The organism is Fodinicurvata sp. EGI_FJ10296, from assembly GCF_040712075.1.
Lineage (GTDB): Bacteria > Pseudomonadota > Alphaproteobacteria > DSM-16000 > Inquilinaceae > JBFCVL01.
The window spans coordinates 165,890-184,586 of record NZ_JBFCVL010000001.1 but is presented as its reverse complement, the minus strand read 5'-3'; the positions used below and the strand labels follow the sequence as shown (position 1 = coordinate 184,586).

18 protein-coding genes and 1 riboswitch are annotated in these 18,697 nt (G+C 64.8%); of the genes, 11 read left to right on the top strand and 7 right to left on the bottom strand.

Annotation, left to right across the window (positions count from 1 at the left end):
• Positions 1-16: 16 nt before the first annotated feature.
• The 11 genes from ABZ728_RS00800 to ABZ728_RS00750 all read left to right on the top strand — a co-directional run bounded on the left by ABZ728_RS00800 (position 17) and on the right by ABZ728_RS00750 (position 9,820).
• Positions 17-1,606: an ABC transporter substrate-binding protein gene (locus ABZ728_RS00800; RefSeq protein ID WP_366653659.1), complete on the top strand. Its 1,590-nt coding sequence runs from the start codon at positions 17-19 to the stop codon at positions 1,604-1,606.
• Positions 1,607-1,694: 88 nt separating this feature from the next.
• The gene (locus ABZ728_RS00795; protein ID WP_366653658.1) at positions 1,695-2,705 is read left to right on the top strand and encodes an ABC transporter permease; all 1,011 of its coding nucleotides are present in this window, start codon (positions 1,695-1,697) and stop codon (positions 2,703-2,705) included.
• Positions 2,705-3,625, top strand: coding sequence for an ABC transporter permease (locus ABZ728_RS00790; RefSeq protein WP_366653656.1), 921 nt, complete (start codon positions 2,705-2,707; stop codon positions 3,623-3,625). The genes ABZ728_RS00795 and ABZ728_RS00790 overlap by 1 nt, the downstream gene beginning before the upstream one ends.
• Entirely contained in the window at positions 3,622-4,605 is a 984-nt protein-coding gene (locus ABZ728_RS00785; protein ID WP_366653655.1) for an ABC transporter ATP-binding protein, read from the top strand. The genes ABZ728_RS00790 and ABZ728_RS00785 overlap by 4 nt, the downstream gene beginning before the upstream one ends.
• Positions 4,598-5,629, top strand: coding sequence for an ABC transporter ATP-binding protein (locus tag ABZ728_RS00780; protein ID WP_366653653.1), 1,032 nt, complete (start codon positions 4,598-4,600; stop codon positions 5,627-5,629). Before ABZ728_RS00785 ends, ABZ728_RS00780 begins: the two co-directional genes overlap by 8 nt.
• A 255-nt stretch (positions 5,630-5,884) precedes the next feature.
• A riboswitch (TPP riboswitch) is annotated at positions 5,885-5,986 on the top strand.
• A gap of 190 nt (positions 5,987-6,176) precedes the next feature.
• Positions 6,177-7,139, top strand: a complete 963-nt coding sequence (locus tag ABZ728_RS00775) for an ABC transporter substrate-binding protein (RefSeq protein WP_366653652.1) — start codon at positions 6,177-6,179, stop codon at positions 7,137-7,139.
• Positions 7,136-7,906, top strand: a complete 771-nt coding sequence (locus tag ABZ728_RS00770; RefSeq protein WP_366653651.1) for an ATP-binding cassette domain-containing protein — start codon at positions 7,136-7,138, stop codon at positions 7,904-7,906. The genes ABZ728_RS00775 and ABZ728_RS00770 overlap by 4 nt, the downstream gene beginning before the upstream one ends.
• Positions 7,903-8,679: an ABC transporter permease gene (locus ABZ728_RS00765; RefSeq protein WP_366653650.1), complete on the top strand. Its 777-nt coding sequence runs from the start codon at positions 7,903-7,905 to the stop codon at positions 8,677-8,679. Before ABZ728_RS00770 ends, ABZ728_RS00765 begins: the two co-directional genes overlap by 4 nt.
• A 197-nt stretch (positions 8,680-8,876) precedes the next feature.
• Entirely contained in the window at positions 8,877-9,209 is a 333-nt protein-coding gene (locus ABZ728_RS00760) for a hypothetical protein (protein WP_366653649.1), read from the top strand.
• Between the two features lie 3 nt (positions 9,210-9,212).
• Positions 9,213-9,503: a type II toxin-antitoxin system RelE/ParE family toxin gene (locus ABZ728_RS00755; protein WP_366653647.1), complete on the top strand. Its 291-nt coding sequence runs from the start codon at positions 9,213-9,215 to the stop codon at positions 9,501-9,503.
• 23 nt (positions 9,504-9,526) lie between these two features.
• Positions 9,527-9,820, top strand: a complete 294-nt coding sequence (locus ABZ728_RS00750) for a HigA family addiction module antitoxin (RefSeq protein WP_366653646.1) — start codon at positions 9,527-9,529, stop codon at positions 9,818-9,820.
• A 224-nt stretch (positions 9,821-10,044) separates the two neighbouring features.
• Here the strand turns inward: ABZ728_RS00750 and ABZ728_RS00745 are convergent, their stop codons facing one another.
• The 7 genes from ABZ728_RS00745 to ABZ728_RS00715 form a co-directional block, all read right to left on the bottom strand.
• Complete coding sequence (locus tag ABZ728_RS00745) at positions 10,045-11,304, bottom strand: MFS transporter (protein ID WP_366653645.1); 1,260 nt, start codon at positions 11,302-11,304, stop codon at positions 10,045-10,047.
• A gap of 213 nt (positions 11,305-11,517) precedes the next feature.
• The gene (locus tag ABZ728_RS00740) at positions 11,518-12,759 is read right to left on the bottom strand and encodes a D-amino acid dehydrogenase (RefSeq protein ID WP_366653644.1); all 1,242 of its coding nucleotides are present in this window, start codon (positions 12,757-12,759) and stop codon (positions 11,518-11,520) included.
• A gap of 31 nt (positions 12,760-12,790) precedes the next feature.
• Positions 12,791-13,570, bottom strand: a complete 780-nt coding sequence (locus ABZ728_RS00735) for an SDR family oxidoreductase (RefSeq protein ID WP_366653643.1) — start codon at positions 13,568-13,570, stop codon at positions 12,791-12,793.
• Positions 13,571-13,578: 8 nt separating this feature from the next.
• On the bottom strand, positions 13,579-15,888 hold the full coding sequence (locus ABZ728_RS00730; RefSeq protein ID WP_366653641.1) for a molybdopterin-dependent oxidoreductase: 2,310 nt from the start codon (positions 15,886-15,888) through the stop codon (positions 13,579-13,581).
• Positions 15,889-15,892: 4 nt separating this feature from the next.
• Positions 15,893-16,834, bottom strand: a complete 942-nt coding sequence (locus ABZ728_RS00725) for a dihydrodipicolinate synthase family protein (RefSeq protein ID WP_366653640.1) — start codon at positions 16,832-16,834, stop codon at positions 15,893-15,895.
• A 36-nt stretch (positions 16,835-16,870) separates the two neighbouring features.
• Positions 16,871-18,160 (bottom strand): TRAP transporter large permease, encoded by a 1,290-nt coding sequence (locus ABZ728_RS00720; protein WP_366653639.1) that lies wholly within the window; start codon positions 18,158-18,160, stop codon positions 16,871-16,873.
• A complete protein-coding gene (locus tag ABZ728_RS00715) occupies positions 18,157-18,627 on the bottom strand; it encodes a TRAP transporter small permease (RefSeq protein WP_366653638.1) in 471 nt (156 codons plus the stop codon). Before ABZ728_RS00715 ends, ABZ728_RS00720 begins: the two co-directional genes overlap by 4 nt.
• Between the last annotated feature and the right edge of the window lie 70 nt (positions 18,628-18,697).

Genomic DNA, 18,697 nt, shown 5'->3' with positions numbered 1-18,697 from the left:
GAAGGAAACCCAATCAATGAGAAAATTGATCCTTGGAGCGGTGGCCGCCGCCGCCTTGTCGGCCACGGCGCTGACCGATACGGCCCAGGCCTTCGAGCGTACCGATGACGGCATCGTCATCGTTTTTGGCGGCCGTCAGCAGGTGCCGGTGCTCGACCCCCATGTCCGTTACGACTGGTCGACCCGCATGATGCAGCAGTCGATCTATGACGCGCTGTTCAAGTATGTCGGCGACCCGCCGGAAATCGAGCCCTGGCTGGCGGAATCCTGGGACGTCAACGAAGACGCGTCGGTCTGGACCTTCAATCTGGTCGAAGACGCGACCTTCCATAACGGCGACCCGGTCGATGCCGAAGCCGTGCGGTATTCCTTCGTGCGCGGCCTTGAGCTGAACCAGGGCGTGGCCTGGATGCTGGCCGATTTTCTGGAGCCGGACGGCATCGAAGTGGTCGATGACTATACCATCCGTTTCAATCTCAGCCGCCCCTATGCCCCGTTCCTGTCCTTCCTGCCGTGGTGGTACATCGTCAACCCCGCCGAGGTGATGGAAAACGAGGTCGACGGCGACTACGGCACGGAATGGATGACCGAGAACGCCGCCGGCAGCGGTCCCTTTACCATGGGCCGGTGGCAGCAGAACGTGCTGTATGAACTGGTCGCGAACGAGGATTACTGGCGCGGCTGGCCGCAGGGTGAAGAAAACCGCCCGGCCGGGATCATCTATCGCATCATCCGCGAGCCCGCCGCCCAGCGCGCCGCCCTTCAGCGCGGCGAGATCGACATCGCCGAGGGTCTGAGTTCGGACGATTACGGCCAGATCGAGGACGAGCCCGGCATCGTCATCCAGAACCATGCGGGGATGACGACCTTCGGCATCAAGTTCAACACCCAGCAGGGCCCGACGGCGGATATCAATCTGCGCAAGGCGATCGCCCATGCGATGGATTACGATGCGCTGATCGACATCTACAACGGCGATGCCGTACTGCAGACCAGCCCGTTCCCGCAAGCGATCCAGGGCCATATCGACGTCGAGGGCATCCCGCGACAGGATATGGATCTGGCGCGCGAATATCTGGCGCAGTCCGAGTATCCCGACGGCGGCATCGAGCTGGACTACTATCACGTCGCCGGTCTGGAAGAAGCGCGGCGGATCGGGCTGGTGCTGCTCAGCAATCTGGCCGAGTTGAACATCGATGTGAACATCGTGCCAGAGCAGTGGCCGAACATGGTCGCGGCCGGTTCCAGTCCGGAAAGCGCGCCGGACATGACCAGCGTCTTTGTCACGCCGGTTTCGACCGACCCGGATGCGGTGGCCTATCAGTACCACCAGAATTCCTGGGGTCAGTATTTCGCGATGCATTTCTACGAAAACCAGGAACTCTGGGACACGATTTCGGAAGCCCGCTCGCTCAGCGACTGGGACGAGCGCGAACCGCTCTATGCCGAGATCCAGGAGATGATCGTGGAAGGCACGCCGGAAATTTTCGGCATGCTTCAGAACCGCCGTTGGGCGCATCGGGACTGGTTGGAAGGCTTTCAGTTCAGCCCCGTCCGGTTCACCGGCGAAGTTGATCTCTATCCGCTTTGGGTCGATGTCGAGTAATCGGCCCTTTTAGCAAACGGCCCCGGCCGCCGCCCGCGATCCGGCGCGGGCGGCGCCTTACCGTCCTCCGGCCCGCGAACGGGACAGCATGCTGATTTACGTTGCCCGTCGCCTCCTGCTGCTTGTCATCATGCTGCTGGGGCTGGCGACGATCACTTTTGCCATTACCAACATTGCGCCCGGCGATCCGGCCCGATTGATCGCTGGACCCAATGCGACCGAGTCCATGGTCGAAACGGTCCGCCAGCAAAACGGGCTGGATCGGCCGTTGATCGAGCAGTACGTGGTCTATATGACCGGGCTGGTTCAGGGCGATCTGGGCCGGTCGATCGTCTCGACCCGGCCTGTGGTCGACGAATTGCTGCGCTATTTCCCGGCCACGCTGGAACTGGTCGTCGTGGCCATGGGGCTTGGTATCCTGTTCGGTGTCGGCTTCGGCATCATGTCGGCGGTGGTGCGCGACAGCTGGTTCGACCATGTTGTGCGCATCGGGTCGATTTCAGGGGTGGCGCTGCCGGCCTTCTGGTTCGGCATTCTGCTGCAATTGCTGTTCGCCGTGCAGATGGGGTGGCTGCCGATCTCCGGACGGCTGAACCTTGTCACGCTTCCGCCCGACCCGATCACCCATTTTCTGCTGATCGACAGCCTTCTTCAGGGCCGGTTCGACGTTTTCACCCAGGCGCTCTCCTATATTATCATGCCGGCGGTGGTGCTGTCGTTCCCGTGCCTGGCGTCGATCCTGCGCGTCAACCGCGCCGAAATGATCGAGGCGCTGCAGTCGGATTTCGTCCTCGCGGCCAAAGCCAACGGGCTGTCGGCCTGGCGAATCGTCACCGTCTATGCGTTGAAGAACGCCATGCTGCCGACGGTGTCGATCGTCGGTCTGCGTTTCGGCTGGATGCTGGGATCGACCATTCTCGTCGAAACGGTTTTCGACTGGCCGGGCATCGGCCTCTATGCCGTGGAGTCGGCGCTTTATTCCGACTTCAAGCCGGTGATCGGCGCCACGCTCCTGATCGGTTTCATCTTCATGATCATCAATTTCATGGTTGATCTTGCCTATATCTGGCTCGACCCGCGGCTCAGGGAGTCGGGATAATGAGTGTTGGCGAACGAGAAGCCGATGACATCCCCCAGCTGACCTGGCGCGAACGCAACGCCAGCACCATCCGGCAGTGGCGGCTGTATGCCTATCTATTCTCGCGCAGCTTCTCGTCGATGCTGGGGCTGGGGCTGGTCGTGCTGTTCCTGATCCTGGCCGCGTTCGGCCAGTGGATCGCCCCCTATCCCGAAGACGCCGCCGGGGCGGTCAACATGTCCCAACGCCTGCTGGCGCCATCATGGGGCCACCCCTTCGGCACCGACGAAATGGGCAACGACATCCTGAGCCGGGTTATCATCGGGGCCAGTACCTCGCTGTGGATCGGGGTTCTGATCACGGCCATCGGTGCGGGCATCGGTGTGCCGCTGGGCATCATCGCCGGATATGTCGGCGGCTGGACGCGTGAAATCATCATGCGCATCACCGACATCTTTCTGGGCGTGCCCGCGCTGGTGCTGGCGCTGGCGATCGTCGCGTCCCTGGGGCCGGGGATCACGAACTGCGTCATCGCGCTGGCGCTGGTCTGGTGGCCCGGCTATGTCCGGCTGGTGGAAAGCAAGACGCTGTCGCTGAAGGAAGAGCTGTTCGTGGAATCGGCCCGCGCGGCCGGCGCGCGCACGCCGCGCATCCTGTTCCACCACATCCTGCCGAATTGCGCGTCGCCGATCATCGTCAAGGCCAGCATGGATATGGGCATGGCCATTCTGGCAGCCGCCGGTCTGGGCTTCATCGGGCTGGGCGCCAGCCCGCCGGCGCCGGAATGGGGCGCGATGATCTCGATCGCGCGCACCTATATGCCCGATTGGTGGTGGTATTCGCTGTTTCCGGGGCTGGCAATCTATCTCACCGTTCTCGGCTTCAACCTGTTCGGCGACGGGCTGCGCGACATTCTCGATCCAAGGAGCCGCGGCCGATGAGCGATCCGCTACTGACCGTGGAGGACTACAAGCTCGACTTCGACACCTTCGACGGCCGCATCCGCGTGCTGGACGGTATCGACCTTACCGTCAGGCAGGGCGAAACGCTGGGCATTGTCGGCGAGACCGGTTGCGGCAAATCGGTGCTGGCGAAAAGTCTTCTAGGCCTGTTGCCCAGCCCGCCCGCCCGGATCGCCGGGGGCAGCATCCGCTTCGACGGGCAGGAATTGCTGGGGATGTCGGAACGACGGTGGCGGCGGCTGCGCGGTGCGCGCATCGCCATGATCTTCCAGGACCCCATGACCTTTCTGAACCCGGTTCTCAGCGTCGGCCAGCAGATGGCCGACGTGATCCGGGCCGATGCGGCGGCGATGGGGCGCGCCAAGCCCTCCAGGGTAGAAATCCGCGAGCGGTCGGTCGAACTGTTGACCAAGGTGCGCTTGCCCGATGCGGAACGGCTGCTGCGTAATTATCCCCATCAGCTCTCCGGCGGCATGCGCCAGCGGGTGCTGATCGCCATGGCCCTGTCCGGCGAGCCGCAGCTTCTGATCGCCGACGAGCCGACGACGGCGCTGGACGTGACCATTCAGGCGCAGATCCTGTCGCTGATCGCCGATCTGGTCGATCGGCTTGGGCTGTCGGTGATCATGATCAGCCACGACTTCGGCGCGGTGGCCGCCGTGTGCCGCCGCATCGGGGTGATGTACTCCGGGAATATGGTCGAGGAAGCGCCGACCGCCGAGTTGCTGACCGCACCGCGTCATCCCTATACCCAGGGGCTTCTGGCCGCGCTGCCCAGCATGGACAAGGCCGAGGTGACGCTGAAAAGCATACCCGGGTCGATCCCCGACCTGCTCGACCCGCCCACGGGGTGCCGGTTCAACCCGCGCTGCGAGCGCGCGACCGACCTGTGCCGCCGGGAGAAACCCGAACTGCGCCGATTGGCCGACGATCACGAAGTGGCCTGCCATCATGCCTGACACTGCCCCGCTTGACCCGACCCGGCCCGATCCGCACGAGCCCGATCACGCCGGCGATACCGGCGCCTTCGTTCAGGTTCGGGGGCTGTCCAAGCACTTTCCGTTTCGCAACAAGCCGTGGCAAACGCCGCAGATCGTGCGGGCGGTCGATGATGTCGACTTCGACATCGCCAAAGGCACGGCCATGGGCGTAGTGGGCGAATCCGGCTCGGGCAAATCGACGGTGGCCCGGCTGTTGCTGCGCCTGATCGAGCCGACGGCGGGGTCGATCCGCTATGACGGCCGGGACATCACGACGCTGAAGGGCGAGGAAATGCGCCGCCTGCGCCGGGAAATCCAGATCGTGTTTCAGAACCCGCATTCGTCGCTCAACAGCCGGCACACGATCTTCGATGCGATTGCCGAACCGATCATCGTGCAGGACGGTACGCGCGGGCAGAAGCTGATCGCGCGCGTCCAGCGGCTGCTGGACATCGTCGGACTGCCGCGCATTTTCATGTACCGCTATCCGCATGAACTGTCGGGCGGCCAGAAGCAGCGTGTCTGCATTGCGCGGGCGGTCGCCCTCGACCCCCGGCTGATCATCCTGGACGAACCGACATCGGCGCTGGATGTCTCCGTTCAGGCGCAGATCCTGGAATTCCTGCAGCAATTGCGCCGCGATCTGGGGCTGACCTATGTCTTCATCTCGCACGATCTGTCGGTGGTGCGGTATCTGTGCGAGCAGGTGGCGGTGATGTATCTGGGCCGGATCGTGGAAACCGGCGAGACCGCGCGCATCTTCTCCGAACCCATGCATCCCTATACCGGCGCGCTGCTGGCGGGCGTGCCGCGCGTCGAGGCGGGCGGGCTGAAACTGGAGGCGATTCAGGGCGACATTCCCAGCGCCACCAACGTGCCCAGCGGCTGCCCCTTTCACCCGCGCTGCCCGAAGATCATCGATGGCGGCATCTGCGCCGCCGAACGCCCGCTTCTCACCCCCCGCGCCGACGGTCGCCGCGTCGCCTGCCACCTGCCGGAGTGAACGCGCTTTTCGGGGGCGACACGCTCCGCGAGAACGTTGATGGTGTGGGTCCCGGCTCTGCGACGCGTCACTTCGTGCCGCATCGCGTCCGGGACAGTGGGATTCTTCTTGCCGCCGTTCTCCTTTCTATTCCCCGGAGGCGCGAAGCGCCATCCGGGGTCAACAATTTCCGTGAGAACGTTAATGTTGTGGGCCCCGGTCTTGCCGGACCTGCAAAGCCCGCCTTGCGAACGACGCCTGAATTAATTACCATCGTCATCACCGTTGGGGTGCCCACAAGGGCTGAGAGGCGTGATCCGCCAACCCATCGAACCTGATCCGGGCAATACCGGCGTAGGGAACGGGTATTTCGACGACATCTTCGTCATCTGACCACCTGTCTCTTCGCGCGGACCCCAGGAACGCAAAGGAGAGACGGGTGACGTTTGCCGCATGCAAGACAGAGTTCTTGAAGGCGCCGCGCGTGATGCCTGCCACCGGCGCGAACAGGGGTTCCGCTCACACGGTCCGGATCGCACTCACATTTTGCGACGGATGGACCACACTCATGAATGCGATTACGGCTAAAACGCTCGCGCCGGCTTTGGGCTTCGTCGGCGCGCTGGCGCTCGCCACGCCCGCCACCGCTCAGGACCAGCTCGATCTGGTTCTGGACTGGTTCGTGAACCCCGATCACGGTCCAGTCATCCTGGCACAAGAACTCGGCTATTTCGCGGATGCCGGGCTGGAGGTCGAGGTGACCGCGCCGGCCGATCCGACCGACCCGCCGCGCATGGTCGCTGCCGGGCGGGCGGATATCGCCGTCTCCTATCAGCCCCAGCTTCATCTCAACCTGCATCAGGACCTGCCGCTGGTGCGGGTCGGCACGCTCGTTTCCACACCGCTGACCTGCCTGCTGGTCCTTGCCGACGGCCCCGTAGAGAGTGTTGCCGATCTCGCCGGCGGCAAGGTCGGCTTTGCCGTGGCCGGCGTGCAGGAGGTCATGCTCGACGCCATGCTCGCCCATCACGGCCTGGGCGGCGACGATGTCGAGCAGATCAACATCGGCTGGTCGATCTCCCCGGCGCTGATGAGCGGTCAGGTCGATGGCGTGATCGGCGCCTTTCGCAATTTCGAACTGAACCAGCTCGATATCGAGGGCGTGGAGGGGCGCTGCTTCTACCCCGAGGAAGAAGGCATTCCCGCCTATGACGAGCTGATCTATGTGGCCAATCCCGACACGATGGACCCCGACGCGATTCAGCGTTTCCTGACCGCGACGGAGCGGGCGACGCATTACATTCTCAACAACCCGGAGGAGGCCTGGGACATCTTCGCGGCGACCTCGTCGGAGCTGGACAACGAGCTCAATTCCCGCGCCTGGGGCGACACCTATCCGCGCTTCGCCAGCCGTCCGGCAGCGCTGGATTACGGCCGATACGCCGGGTTCGAGGCGTTTCTGTTCGAGGCCGGAATGATCCCCGAACAGCATTCCGTCGATCAGATGGCGATCGACGTGACGCGACCATGATTCCAGAAACGTCCGCCCCGGGACTTACGCTGACCGGGGCGGGTTTCGTCGGCGAGGGGCGGTTGTTTTCCGCCCTGACCCTCGACCTGCCGCCGGGGCGCTGGACGAGCCTGCTGGGCGCGTCCGGGGTCGGGAAATCGACGCTGCTGCGCGTGATGGCCGGGCTGGAAACGGGGGTGCGATTTGACGGCCGCGTCACCGCCAGCGACGGCCTGCCGATTGCCGGGCGGGTGGCGTTGATGGCGCAAAGCGATCTGCTGGCGCCGTGGCTCGACATTCTGGGCAACGTCACCCTTGGCGCCACACTGCGTGGGGAGCGGAGCGATCGCGACCGCGCGTTCGCGCTGCTTGAACAGACCGGGCTTGCCGACCATGCCCGCAAACGCCCCCATACGCTCTCCGGCGGACAGCGTCAGCGCGCGGCGCTGGCGCGCACGCTGATGGAGGATCGCCCGATCATTCTGCTCGATGAGCCCTTTTCCGCGCTGGATGCCCGGATGCGCGCCGAAATGCAGGAGCTTGCCGGGTCCCTGCTGGCCGGGCGCACGGTGCTGCTCGTGACCCACGAACCGGCGGAGGCGGCGCGGCTGTCGCACGCCGCGTGGTTGATGAGCGCGACGGGGCTGGAGGCGTTGGCGCTGCCCGACACCGCGCCGGTGCGCGATCTCGAAGACCCGGACTTCCTGCAGGCGCAGGCGGCCCTGTTCGCCCGGCTGCGGGCGCGCGATCCGGTCGGGTACGATCCGGGGGGAGATGACGCCCGATGACCGGTGCCGCAACGGTCCGCCCGCTGGCGTCGCTGCTGCGCGGCATGGCCGTCTTCGCCGTCGCCGTCGGGCTTTGGCAGACACTCGTCTGGGCGACGGGGGTGCCGCATTTCATCCTGCCCGGGCCGACACGGGTCTGGCAGGCGCTGGTGAATTCCAGCGACATCATTATCGAGAACGCCTGGGTGACCTATGGCCAGATCCTGACGGGCCTCGTGCTCGGCACGGCGCTGGGCGTGGTGACGGCGCTGCAACTGGCGATGTCGCCCATGGCCCGCCTCGTCATGCGGCCGATCCTGGTCTTTGCGCAGGCGATCCCGATCTTCGCGCTGGCGCCGATCCTGACGCTCTGGCTCGGCTATGGCATGGGCTCGAAGATCGTCATGGTGATGCTGATCATCTATTTCCCGGTGGCCTCGTCGTTCTTTGACGGGCTGATGCGCACGCCCCGGGCGTGGCTCGATCTGGCGCAGGTGATGGGCGCGCCGCATCATCGCACGCTGTTTCTTCTGCGCGCCCCGCATGCCCTGCCATCGCTGGCCTCGGGCCTGAGATTGGCGGCTGTCTATGCGCCCTTCGGCGCGGTGATCGGCGAATGGGTCGGAGCGTCAAAGGGGCTGGGCTATCTGATGCTGCTCGCCAACGGCCGGGCACAAACCGATCTGATGTTCGCCGCCCTGTTCGCGCTCGCGGCGTTCACGGTGCTCTTGTATCTGGCAATCGACCGCGCCGCCACGGCGCTAACGCGGCGCTTTACGGAGCCGAGCGGGTGATTGGTCGTTGAAAGAATAACGGCTCCGTTTTTCCGGCTCCGCGCCCGGCTCATGTCACGATTACCAAAAGGTGATTAATATTCCGCATCAAACAACCTGTTGTCGCTTTCGTTGCCGTTCGATAGCATGCGCGGCGGGGTGGCGGCCGTTGCCCCTCGGGGGGCGAATGGCTGGATATTTGAAGGAACTGAGCGTCGATGTCTGAAGGCGAATTCATCCTTTGCAGCACCGAGGACGGCGCGGCCGAAATCCGGCTACGCGCCGTAGACGGCACCGTCTGGCTGTCACTGAGCCAGATCGCCGACCTCTTCGGTCGCGACAAGTCGGTGATTTCGCGGCATATCAAGGCCATCTTTGAGGATGCAGAACTCTCGGCCGAGGCAGTTGTTGCACCTTATGCAACAGCCGAGGAGGCCGAGCAGGCGCCCACGTCTCAAAGCCGGGGGGTGGCAACTGGGCTGCGCAGACTATGGGTCGCCGACACGAGTTGTGTATCGTGTTGCGCAACACGATACAGTACGCTAGATTGAGATATGGAGATCAGGAATATTCGCCATAAGGGCCTGCGCCGCTTTGCCGAATCCAATAACCCAAAGGGGCTTCCGCAGGACTATCTGGCGAAGATCGCCGATATCATGGCCTTCCTGATCGATATGGAAGATATCGAAGAAGTTTTCGATCTTCAGAAATACAAGCCGCATCTTCTAGGCGGCGACCGCGCAGGAACCTACAGCCTGGCCGTCACGCCCAACTGGCGGATCACGTTCAGGTACGATGCGGATGAAAACGACCTTTATGACGTGGATTACGAAGATTACCACTGACGGCACGGTCCGGAGTATGAGCTATGGCTATTAAAATAGGCATGAAGCCCCCCCATCCGGGCGGATTTATACGGCGCTCGGTATTGCCAGACGATCTATCCGTGACCGCCGCCGCGGAAGCACTTGGTGTTGGGCGGCCCGCACTTTCCAGCCTCTTGAACGAGAAAGCCTCGCTTTCTCCAGAAATGGCGTTGCGCGTTGAAAAGGCGTTTGGCGTAAAGATGGATACGCTCCTCCGCATGCAGGCGCGTTATGATGCATTTCACATGCGTGAGCGGGAAAAGGACGTTGACGTAAAAAAATATATCCCTGCTTAGGCTTCACAACCGGGACGCCGGATGAAACCTTTGGTGACGCAGCCGCGCCATTCATGTCCGCAAAGTCTACATTGCCGGTGACCTTTCTTTGATAGGGGTTGGCGGGTGATCGCGGGCCGGGAGTGCGTGGAAAGTGTGGTCCCCGGACGCCGCTGCGAGGCCCCGGGGAAGAGGGGTTTTTGCTGTAACGCGGTTGGTCGATGAAACGGATAGGCGCGGACCTGCTATCCCTGGTCCGGCAATGGCGGCAAGCGTGGCCGCGCGCGCATCAGTTTGGCCCCGAACCACAGCGTCGCGGCGAGTGACGGGGTGGCGGCGACAAGGAACATGACCTCGGGTCCCTGTGCTGCGGCCAGCAGCCCTGCCAGCGCCGGCCCCAACACGCTGCCCGACGCCATGCTCAGCAGGGCCGCCGTAAAGCCAAGTGTGCTGCGCCCCGGGAACAGCCGAACGCTCCAGAACGAAAATACCGCACTCGCCATCATGATCGCCATGCCGTGCAGCCCGGAGGCCGCGATCACCCCGACCCAGGATGTCGGGGTCAGGCCGATCAGTACAAGCGACAGTGCCCCCGCCCCGAAGATCATGAAGAACAGCGCGGCGAGCCCGATCCGGGCCTCGATCCGCCCCGTCGCAAGCCCGAGAACGCCGAAAATTCCATAGCCGAGAAAGATGACGACCGAGGCGGCCTCGTTTGGCATTCCGGCCAATCCGCCCGCCACCACCACCCGGTCGGCCGCAAACGACAGAAAGATCGCGTTCGTCATCCCGAAGCACAGCGCCGAGGCATAGAGCGGCATCACGCCGCGCCGCACGAGGCTGGTCTCGGCCGCGGCGGGCTTGGGGCTGGGTTCCACGGTGATCACGGCCGTCCGGCCGACTTTCAGGATTACGTCGACGGCCTTGCCGGCCGGCGACGTGCCCCGTTTCGACGGCAGCCCTGCCCGCGCCAGCCCGGCCAGGACGAGACCGCTGAGGGCAAATCCAACCCACGCCCCGCGCCAGTCCAGCGCCCCCATGATCACGGCCTGCGCCAGCACCGCTGCGGCGACGACCCCGAATGTGGTGCCGGTCGAGATCACCGATAACGCATTGGGCCGCTCCTTGTCGGACATAACGCGTTCGGCCGCGTCGTTGAAGGGGGCCCAGCAGAGCCCGGCGCTGCTGCCGGCAAGGGCGATCCCCACGGCCAGAAGGATCGGACCTCCGGCCGCCGCGACCGCGGTGAAGCCCACCGAGGCGAGCACGGCGCCGGCAATGACCGGCACCCGCGCGCTGTATTGGCGCGCCATCCAGGCGGATGCCAGAAGCCCGACGAGAAACGCCAGAAAGCCCCCGCTCGCGATCATGCCGGCGGTCGATGTCGTAAGCGCGAAATCTTCGCGGAAAGCCGGCAGGAACAGGCCAAACCCCATCCGTGCGGGACCGAAGGTCACAGCAGTGGCAACGAAACCGGCGGCCGTCAGCCGTGTGGCTGCGGTCATTGTCATTCTCACCTCACTTCATCCGGAAGTGCCCGGCCCGACAAGAGCTGAGCGATTTCGGACGTTACTTGATTCAGTTCGCTTGCCGGAGTGAACGGCGCGGAACATGCTCCGGACTGAAATCGCCCGCCGCGACCATCGGCGAGACGCGCCCGCGATGCAAGTGACATGCCGGAACACAATCGATGACGGTATTGTGTCTGAGTGGGAAACCTAGACCTCGATCTCTGGCTGTCGACCCGAAACGATATCGGCGACGACCTTCGAGGTGCCGCAGGCCTGGGTCCAGCCGTTGGAGCCGTGGCCGGTGTTGAGGAACAGGTTGTCGAACCGGGTCGCGCCGATGCGGGCCGGGCCATCGGGTGTCATGGGCCGGAAGCCGCACCAGAAGTTCGGGCGGGCATAGTCGGCGGCGTCCGGAAACAGCGTCCTGACGGTGTCGAGCAGGCCTTGTGTCGCCGTTTTGGGCAGACGGCGGTCGAACCCGGCCAGTTCTGCGACGCCGGCGGCGCGCAGGCGGCTGCCCAGGCGCGTGACCATGACCTTTGAGTGTTCGTCCATGATTGACGAGCGCGGCGCGCATGCCGCCTGCTCGTCTTCGGTTCCGGACAAGTCGCAGGTCAGCGAATAGCCCTTGACCGGATAGACGGTGGTCGCGATGCCCAGCGGCCGCAGGATTTCCCCCGCGAACGCCCCGGTTGCCACGACACAGGCGTCGGCCGCGATGGTGCCGCTGTCGGCGACGACGCCGGTGATGCGGCCGCCGTCGCGCGTCAGCGTGCGCACGTCTGTGTCGAACTTGAACTCGACGCCACGTTCGGCGAGCAGCGCGGCCAGCTTTTGGCAGAACAGGTGGCAGTCGCCGGTCTCGTCGTCGGTCAGATGCAGGCCGCCGGTAAACGTCGTGGCGCTTTTGGCCAGCGCCGGTTCGACGGCGCTGAGGTCTGACGGCCCCAATACCTGGTGCGGAATTTCAAGCTCGGCCAGCACCTGGGCATTGCGCGCCCCGGCCTCCATTTCGTCGTCGGTGCGGAACACCTGCAGCACGCCTTCGGACGCGTGGTCGTAGGCGATCCCGGTCTTCTGGCGCAACGCCACCAGACATGCCTTGCTGTAATGCGCCATGCGCTGCATGCGGGCCTTGTTGCGCACGTAGCGGGCATCGGTGCAGTTGGCCGTGAACCGGGCCAGCCACTGCCATTGCCGGAAGTCGGCCCTGGGCCGGATCTTGAGTGGCGCGCTGGCCTGGGACATCCATTTCAGCGCCTTCAGCGGCATGCCGGGCGCCGCCCATGGACCGGCGAAGCCGGGGCAGACGCCGCCGGCATTGGCGAAGCTGGTTTCCATCGCCGGACCCGACGCCCGGTCGATGACGGTCACCTCGTGGCCATTGTCGGCGAGATACCACGCCGTCGTTACGCCGACGACGCCGGCGCCGATCACGATCACATGCATGGAGCGCTACCGTTGCGGATTTGCGAGAAGATCAATAGGTGCCGGGATAGCTGCCGCCGTCGATCAGCAGGTTCTGGGCGGTGATATACCCGGCATGGGCGCTGCAGAGAAAGGCGAAATAGGCGGCGATTTCTTCTGGCTGGCCATAGCGCTTTGCCGGGTTCGACTGCTCGCGTTCCTGCCAGAGCTGATCGAAGGTCTTGCCGGTGCTGGCCAGCATGCCCTGGAGGTGCTCGCGCTGGGCATCGGTGTCGAAAATCCCCGGCAGCAGCGTGTTGATGGTCACGTTATGGGCGACCGTCTTCCGCGCGATCCCGGCGACGAAGCCGACCAGACCCGAGCGCGCGCCGTTCGACAGCCCCAGTTCCGGCTGGGCGATCTTGACGCTGCGCGAGGCGATATTGACGATCCGGCCGAAGCGGCGTTCCTGCATGCCGTCGACGGTGGCCTTGATCATCTCGATCGGGGCCAGCATCATCAGGTCCAGCGCCGCGATCCAGTCGTCGCGGGTCCAGTCGTGGAAATCGCCGGGCGGCTTGCCGGCGGCGTTGTTCAGCAGGATATCCGGCGCCGGACAGGCGGCCAGCGCGGCGGCCCGCCCCGCCGCTGTCGTTATGTCGGCCGGAACGGGGGTGACGCGGCCGCCGGTCTGGCTGCGGATGTCGTCGGCGGTGGCTTCGAGTGTTGCCGCCGTGCGGGCGACAATCGTCACGTCGACGCCTTCACGCGACAGGGCCAGCGCGCAGGCCTTGCCCATGCCTTTGCTGGCGCCGGTCAATAGCGCCTTGCGCCCCTTGAGTCCCAGTTCCATGACTGCCGTTATCCCTTGTTGTGATTGTTCGAGTATGGGGCCACCCGGACCAGAGCGCTCAGCGCGGTGCAGGCCCGCCCGAGGCTGGAGGTCGTCCGGTCCGCGGTCAGGGCATTGGGGTTCCCGTTGCGCTCCAGCCCGTGTTCGTCCGGGTCGGGATCGAACCAGGCGCCGGTCGGCATCACGACCACGCCGCGGCGCAGCTGATCGCCCACCCGTGCGGTCGCGAGGCAGGCCCCGCGCGCATTCCACAGCCGAACGGTGTCGCCGTCGCCGATCCCGCGCGCTTCGGCATCGGCGGCGTTGATGTCGACCTTTGCCGGGGCGTCGGACTTGCGCGCCTGGTAAAGCTGGCTGTGCAGTTGTTTGGCCGGCTGGTTGGTGATCAGGTGCAGTTCGTCAGCGTCCGCCGTGCCCAGCCACTCGCCCGGCGCCATCCAGGCCGGGTGGGGCGGGCAATCGTCATAGCCGAAGCCCTCGATACGGGTCGAGTACAGCTCGATCCGGCCGGACGGCGTGGCCAGCGCATGGGCATCGGGGTCGGCGCGGAACTCCGACAGCAGCACGTCCGGCCGGTCCTGTGCGGGAACGCGCCAATAGCCGGCGTCGCGAAATGTCTCGAAATCCGGCACGGACACGCCGTCGCGAGCCCCCTGGTCCTGCGTCCGCGACCACAGATGGCGCAGCCATGCGTCCTCGTCGCGGCCCTCGTCGAAGGTCGACCGGCACCCAAGGTGTCCGGCCAGATCGCGCAGTATGTCGAAATCGTCGCGCGCCGCGCCGACCGGCTCGATCAGTTTCGGCATGAAGAAGACGAACGGGTCGCGGGACGAACCGCCGATATCGTTGCGTTCGGCGCTGGTCGTGGCCGGCAGCACGATGTCGGCGCGGCGCGCCGTCGCCGTCCACCAGGGTTCGTGCACGATGACCGTTTCCGGCCGGCGCCAGGCCTGTTCGACGCGGAACAGATCCTGGCCATGGTGGAACGGGTTGCCGCCAGCCCAATAGACCAGACGGATATCCGGATAGACCAGCGCCCGGCCGTTGAACGCGGTTTCCCGGCCGGGATTTAGAAAGGCATCGGTAAAGGCAGCCGCCGGAATGCCGCTTTTCGCCGGATTGGGCAGGTCACGCATGGACGGGATATAACCCCGGCGCGCCGACGCCCCGACACCATTGACCGAGCCATAGCCGAAGGAGAAACCGCCGCCGGGCTGACCGATCTGGCCCAGCATCGCGGCCAGCGCGATCAGAGCCCAATAAGGCTGTTCGCCGTGATCGGCGCGTTGCAGCGACCACGAGGCAGTCAGCATGACACGGCCACGCCGGATCTTGTGCCAAAGCTGTTGCAGCGTTGCGACCGGCAGGTCGCTGATCCCGGCCGCCCACTCCAGCGACTTCTCCACGCCGTCGGTGTCACCGGCAAGATAGGCGATGAATCGCTCGTGCCCCTCGACATGGCGCGCAAGGAATGACCGGTCGGCGCGGCCGTCGACGACCGCCTGTCGGGCCAGCGCCAGCATGATCGCGGTGTCGCTGTTCGGGCGCGGGGCGATCCACTGGGCGTCGATGCCGTCGGGCACATCCTGGGCAAACGGCGACAGGATGACGAATTCCACACCGGCGGCGCGCGCCTGGTCCAGATAGCGCGGCATCTGGTGATTGCCCGCGCCGCCAGACGTCACGCGCCAGTTCTTGGGGTTCAGGCCGCCGAACGCGACAACGGTGTCGGTTTCCCGTGTGATCGACTCCCAACTGGTCGCGGCGCCGGCCACGGCCACCGCGTCGGCGCTGCCCAGCACATGCGGCAGAATGGCGTGAGCCGCCCCCCAGCTGTAATTGCCGATCTGGTCAGTATACCCGCCGGCGGCGGCCAGAAAGCGGCGGATCTGCGTGCGGGCATGGTGGAAACGCCCGGCGCTCGACCAGCCATACGACCCGCCGAAAACCGATGCCGGGCCATGGTCGTCGTAGACGCGCGTCAGCTCGTCGGCGACGATCGACAGCGCCGTCTCCCAACTGATCGGCACCATCTCGTTGTCGGCGTCGGTCCGGCCGCGCCCGTCGCCGCCGGCCTTGTGGCGGTGCTTCAGGAACGACCGCCGGGCATGGGGGCGGTCGATCCGCTGCGGCGAATAGACCATATCCGGCCAGGCGCCGATCATGTCGGGATCCGCGCCCCCGCTGGCCTCGGCCCGGCTGGTCTCGGCCCCGGCGTTTGGCTCCGACCAGGGGCGCGCGGCGGTCAGCCGCCCGTCATCGACGGTGGCGTCGAACGCGCCCCAGTGGCACAGGCTGGTCGTTGTGCGAACGGTCATGGCGCTACTCGGCGGCGATCGCCGACGGGTTGATCTTGAAGCCATAGCGCTGGTCCAGACCAAGACGTGTCACCGCATCCAGACCGGCCTGCAGCGCCGGACCGTCGATCGGCTTCAACGGCTTGCGCAAGGGGCCGGCGGGCAGGCCGATGGCGCGCATCAGCGTCTTGACCGCCACCGGGTTGATGGCGGAATAGGCGAAATGCAGCATCGGCAGGTTGGTCAGCCACGCCTCGCGGCAGGCGAATGCGTCTTCGCCGGTTTCCCACTTCTTCGAGATCACGGCCATTTCGCGCGGGATGATGTTGCCGGTCATGTTGGCGGTGCCGTCGCCGCCCAGCGCCATGGTCGGGATCACCAGCCCCAGATTGGGCGAGCAGCAGCACATGATCGCCATGTCGGGCTTTGCCGCGCAAACCTGTGCGACCTGTCCGACGCGGGTCGTCGATTCCTTCAGCACGACCATGTTCGGATGTCTGGCCAGCTTCAGGATGTCGTTCCAGTGCAGGTCGGTCTTCACCCGTGGCGGGTTGTTGTAGAACCCGATCGGAAAATCGACGGCGTCGCAGACTTCCCATGCGTAATCCGTGATGGCGTCGTTGTCGGCGCAGATATAGGCCGGTGCGGCGATGATCGCACCGTCGCCGCCCTCGGCTTTGGCATAGCGGACATAGTCGATGGTCGTCTCGGTATTGTTCCCGGTGCAGCCGTAATAGAACAGCATGCGGCCAGACTTCATCTTCGCCGTTTCGGTGATGATCTGGCGGCGTTCCTCCGGCGACAGCATCGACACCTCGCCGGTCGAGCCCATGATGAGCACGGCTTCGGTGCCGTTTTCCTCGTGCCAGTTCAGAAGCGTGCGGAAACCCTCGAAATCGATCGAGCCATCGGTGTTCATCGGCGTCACGAGCGCGACGAAGGAGCCTTTCGGCTTGATGTGGGCCACTGGTTTTCCCCTTTTCAAAAATGAGTGACAGACTACTCAGAAAAACTGCGGTGTCAGCAAGCGCGGCAGGCCCGTGATGATCCACGGAAACACCAATGACAGACAGGCGACCAGCAGCGCCAGGCCGCAAATCGGGGCAACGGCAATCATGGCCCGGCCGAGCCGCACCTCGCCGATCTGTGAGGCGATCAGCAGGCAGATGCCGTAGGGCGGCGTTATAAGGCCGACTGACAGCACGATCGTTGCCAACACCCCGAGAAAGACGGGGTCGTAGCCGGCGGTGGTTCCCAGCCCCTGTATAATGGGGAGAAAAATGATGATCGCCGACAGCGGGTTCAAGACGGTGCCCACGATCACCAGGAATCCGATCAGCATCAGCATGATGCCATAGGGGTTCTGGGTCTGGCTGGTGATGAAGTTGACCACGAGTTCCGCCGCGCCGAGATAGGCGATCAGCCAGCCGAAGATGCCGGCGCTGGCGACCGTGAACAACGGCACGGAGAAATCGATCACCGATTCCGCCAGTATGCGTGGCAGCCGGCTGATCGGAATGTCGCGGTAGACGACAAAGGTCAGCAGCATGGCCCAGCCGACGGCGATGATCGCGGCTTCGGTCGGGGTGAAGTAGCCGCCGACGATGCCGCCAAGCACGATGACCGGAATCATCAGTGGTGCCGCCCCCCGTTTGAGGTGCCCGCCCGCCGCACGCACGCCGGGGAACGGGTTGGCCGGCCAGTCGTATTTCAGCGCCAGGATATAGGTATAGACCATCATGAAGATGCCGATCAGCACGCCCGGCACAATGCCCGCGATGAACAGCGCCCCGATCGACACATTGCCGAAGGCGCCGTAGACGATAAGGATGATCGACGGCGGGATGATCACGCCCAGGGTCGACGATGCGGCGGTCAGCGCGACCGCGAACGCCGGATCGTAGCCGGCCCGCTTCATCGCCGGTATCAGGATCGAGCCGACGCTGGCGGTGTCGGCGGCCGCCGATCCGGACAGGCTGGCGAACACCATGGATACGAACACGTTCACATGCCCCAGCCCGCCGCGGATATGCCCGACGGTCGCATCGGCAACCCGCAGCAGCCGCTCGGTGATCGACCCGGCGTTCAGGATCCGGCCCAGCAGCATGAAAAACGGCACCGCCAGCAGCGTGAAGCTGTTGATGCCCGCATACATCTGATTGACGACGGAGGTGAACTGCAGATCCTCCATGACGATCACGATCACCGAGGACACGATCAGCGAAAAGCCGATATTGACCCTGAGGGCGATCAGAAGGAAGAAGCTGCCGATAAGGACGACCAGTGGGCTCATTGCGGGCCTTTTCGGATAAGGCGGATCGTGCTTTCGATCAGGAAAACCAGCATGAGCAGACCGCAGATCGGCAGGGGCAGGAACATCCACGCCCGCGAAATGCCGAGCGACTGGATCAGGCCCGTCTGCCGGATGCCGACCAGGACGAAGCCATAGCGGATCAGCACATAGATCACCACGGCGCTGGCGAGGATGCCGATCACACGCAGCACGGCGCTGAGGGTTGCCCAGCCTTCGGGCACGATGTCCACGGTGTAGTGGACGCCGCGCCGGAACGCCATGGCGGCGCCGATGAAGATCAGCCATGAAAACAGCAACTGCGCCAGATCCAGCGTCCAGATCAGCGGAATCCTGAAGACGTTGCGCGCCGCGACCTGCAGCCCGACCGTCATGATCAGGGCCAGAAAACCCATCCCCAGGACAAGTTCGATCCAGCGCACGGTGGCGTTAGTCACGCGTTCGACCATTGAGGGATCCTGCGCGAGAGAGAGGGCCACCGGCGCAGCCGGATCGAAGCCCGGTGGCGCCGGTGGATGG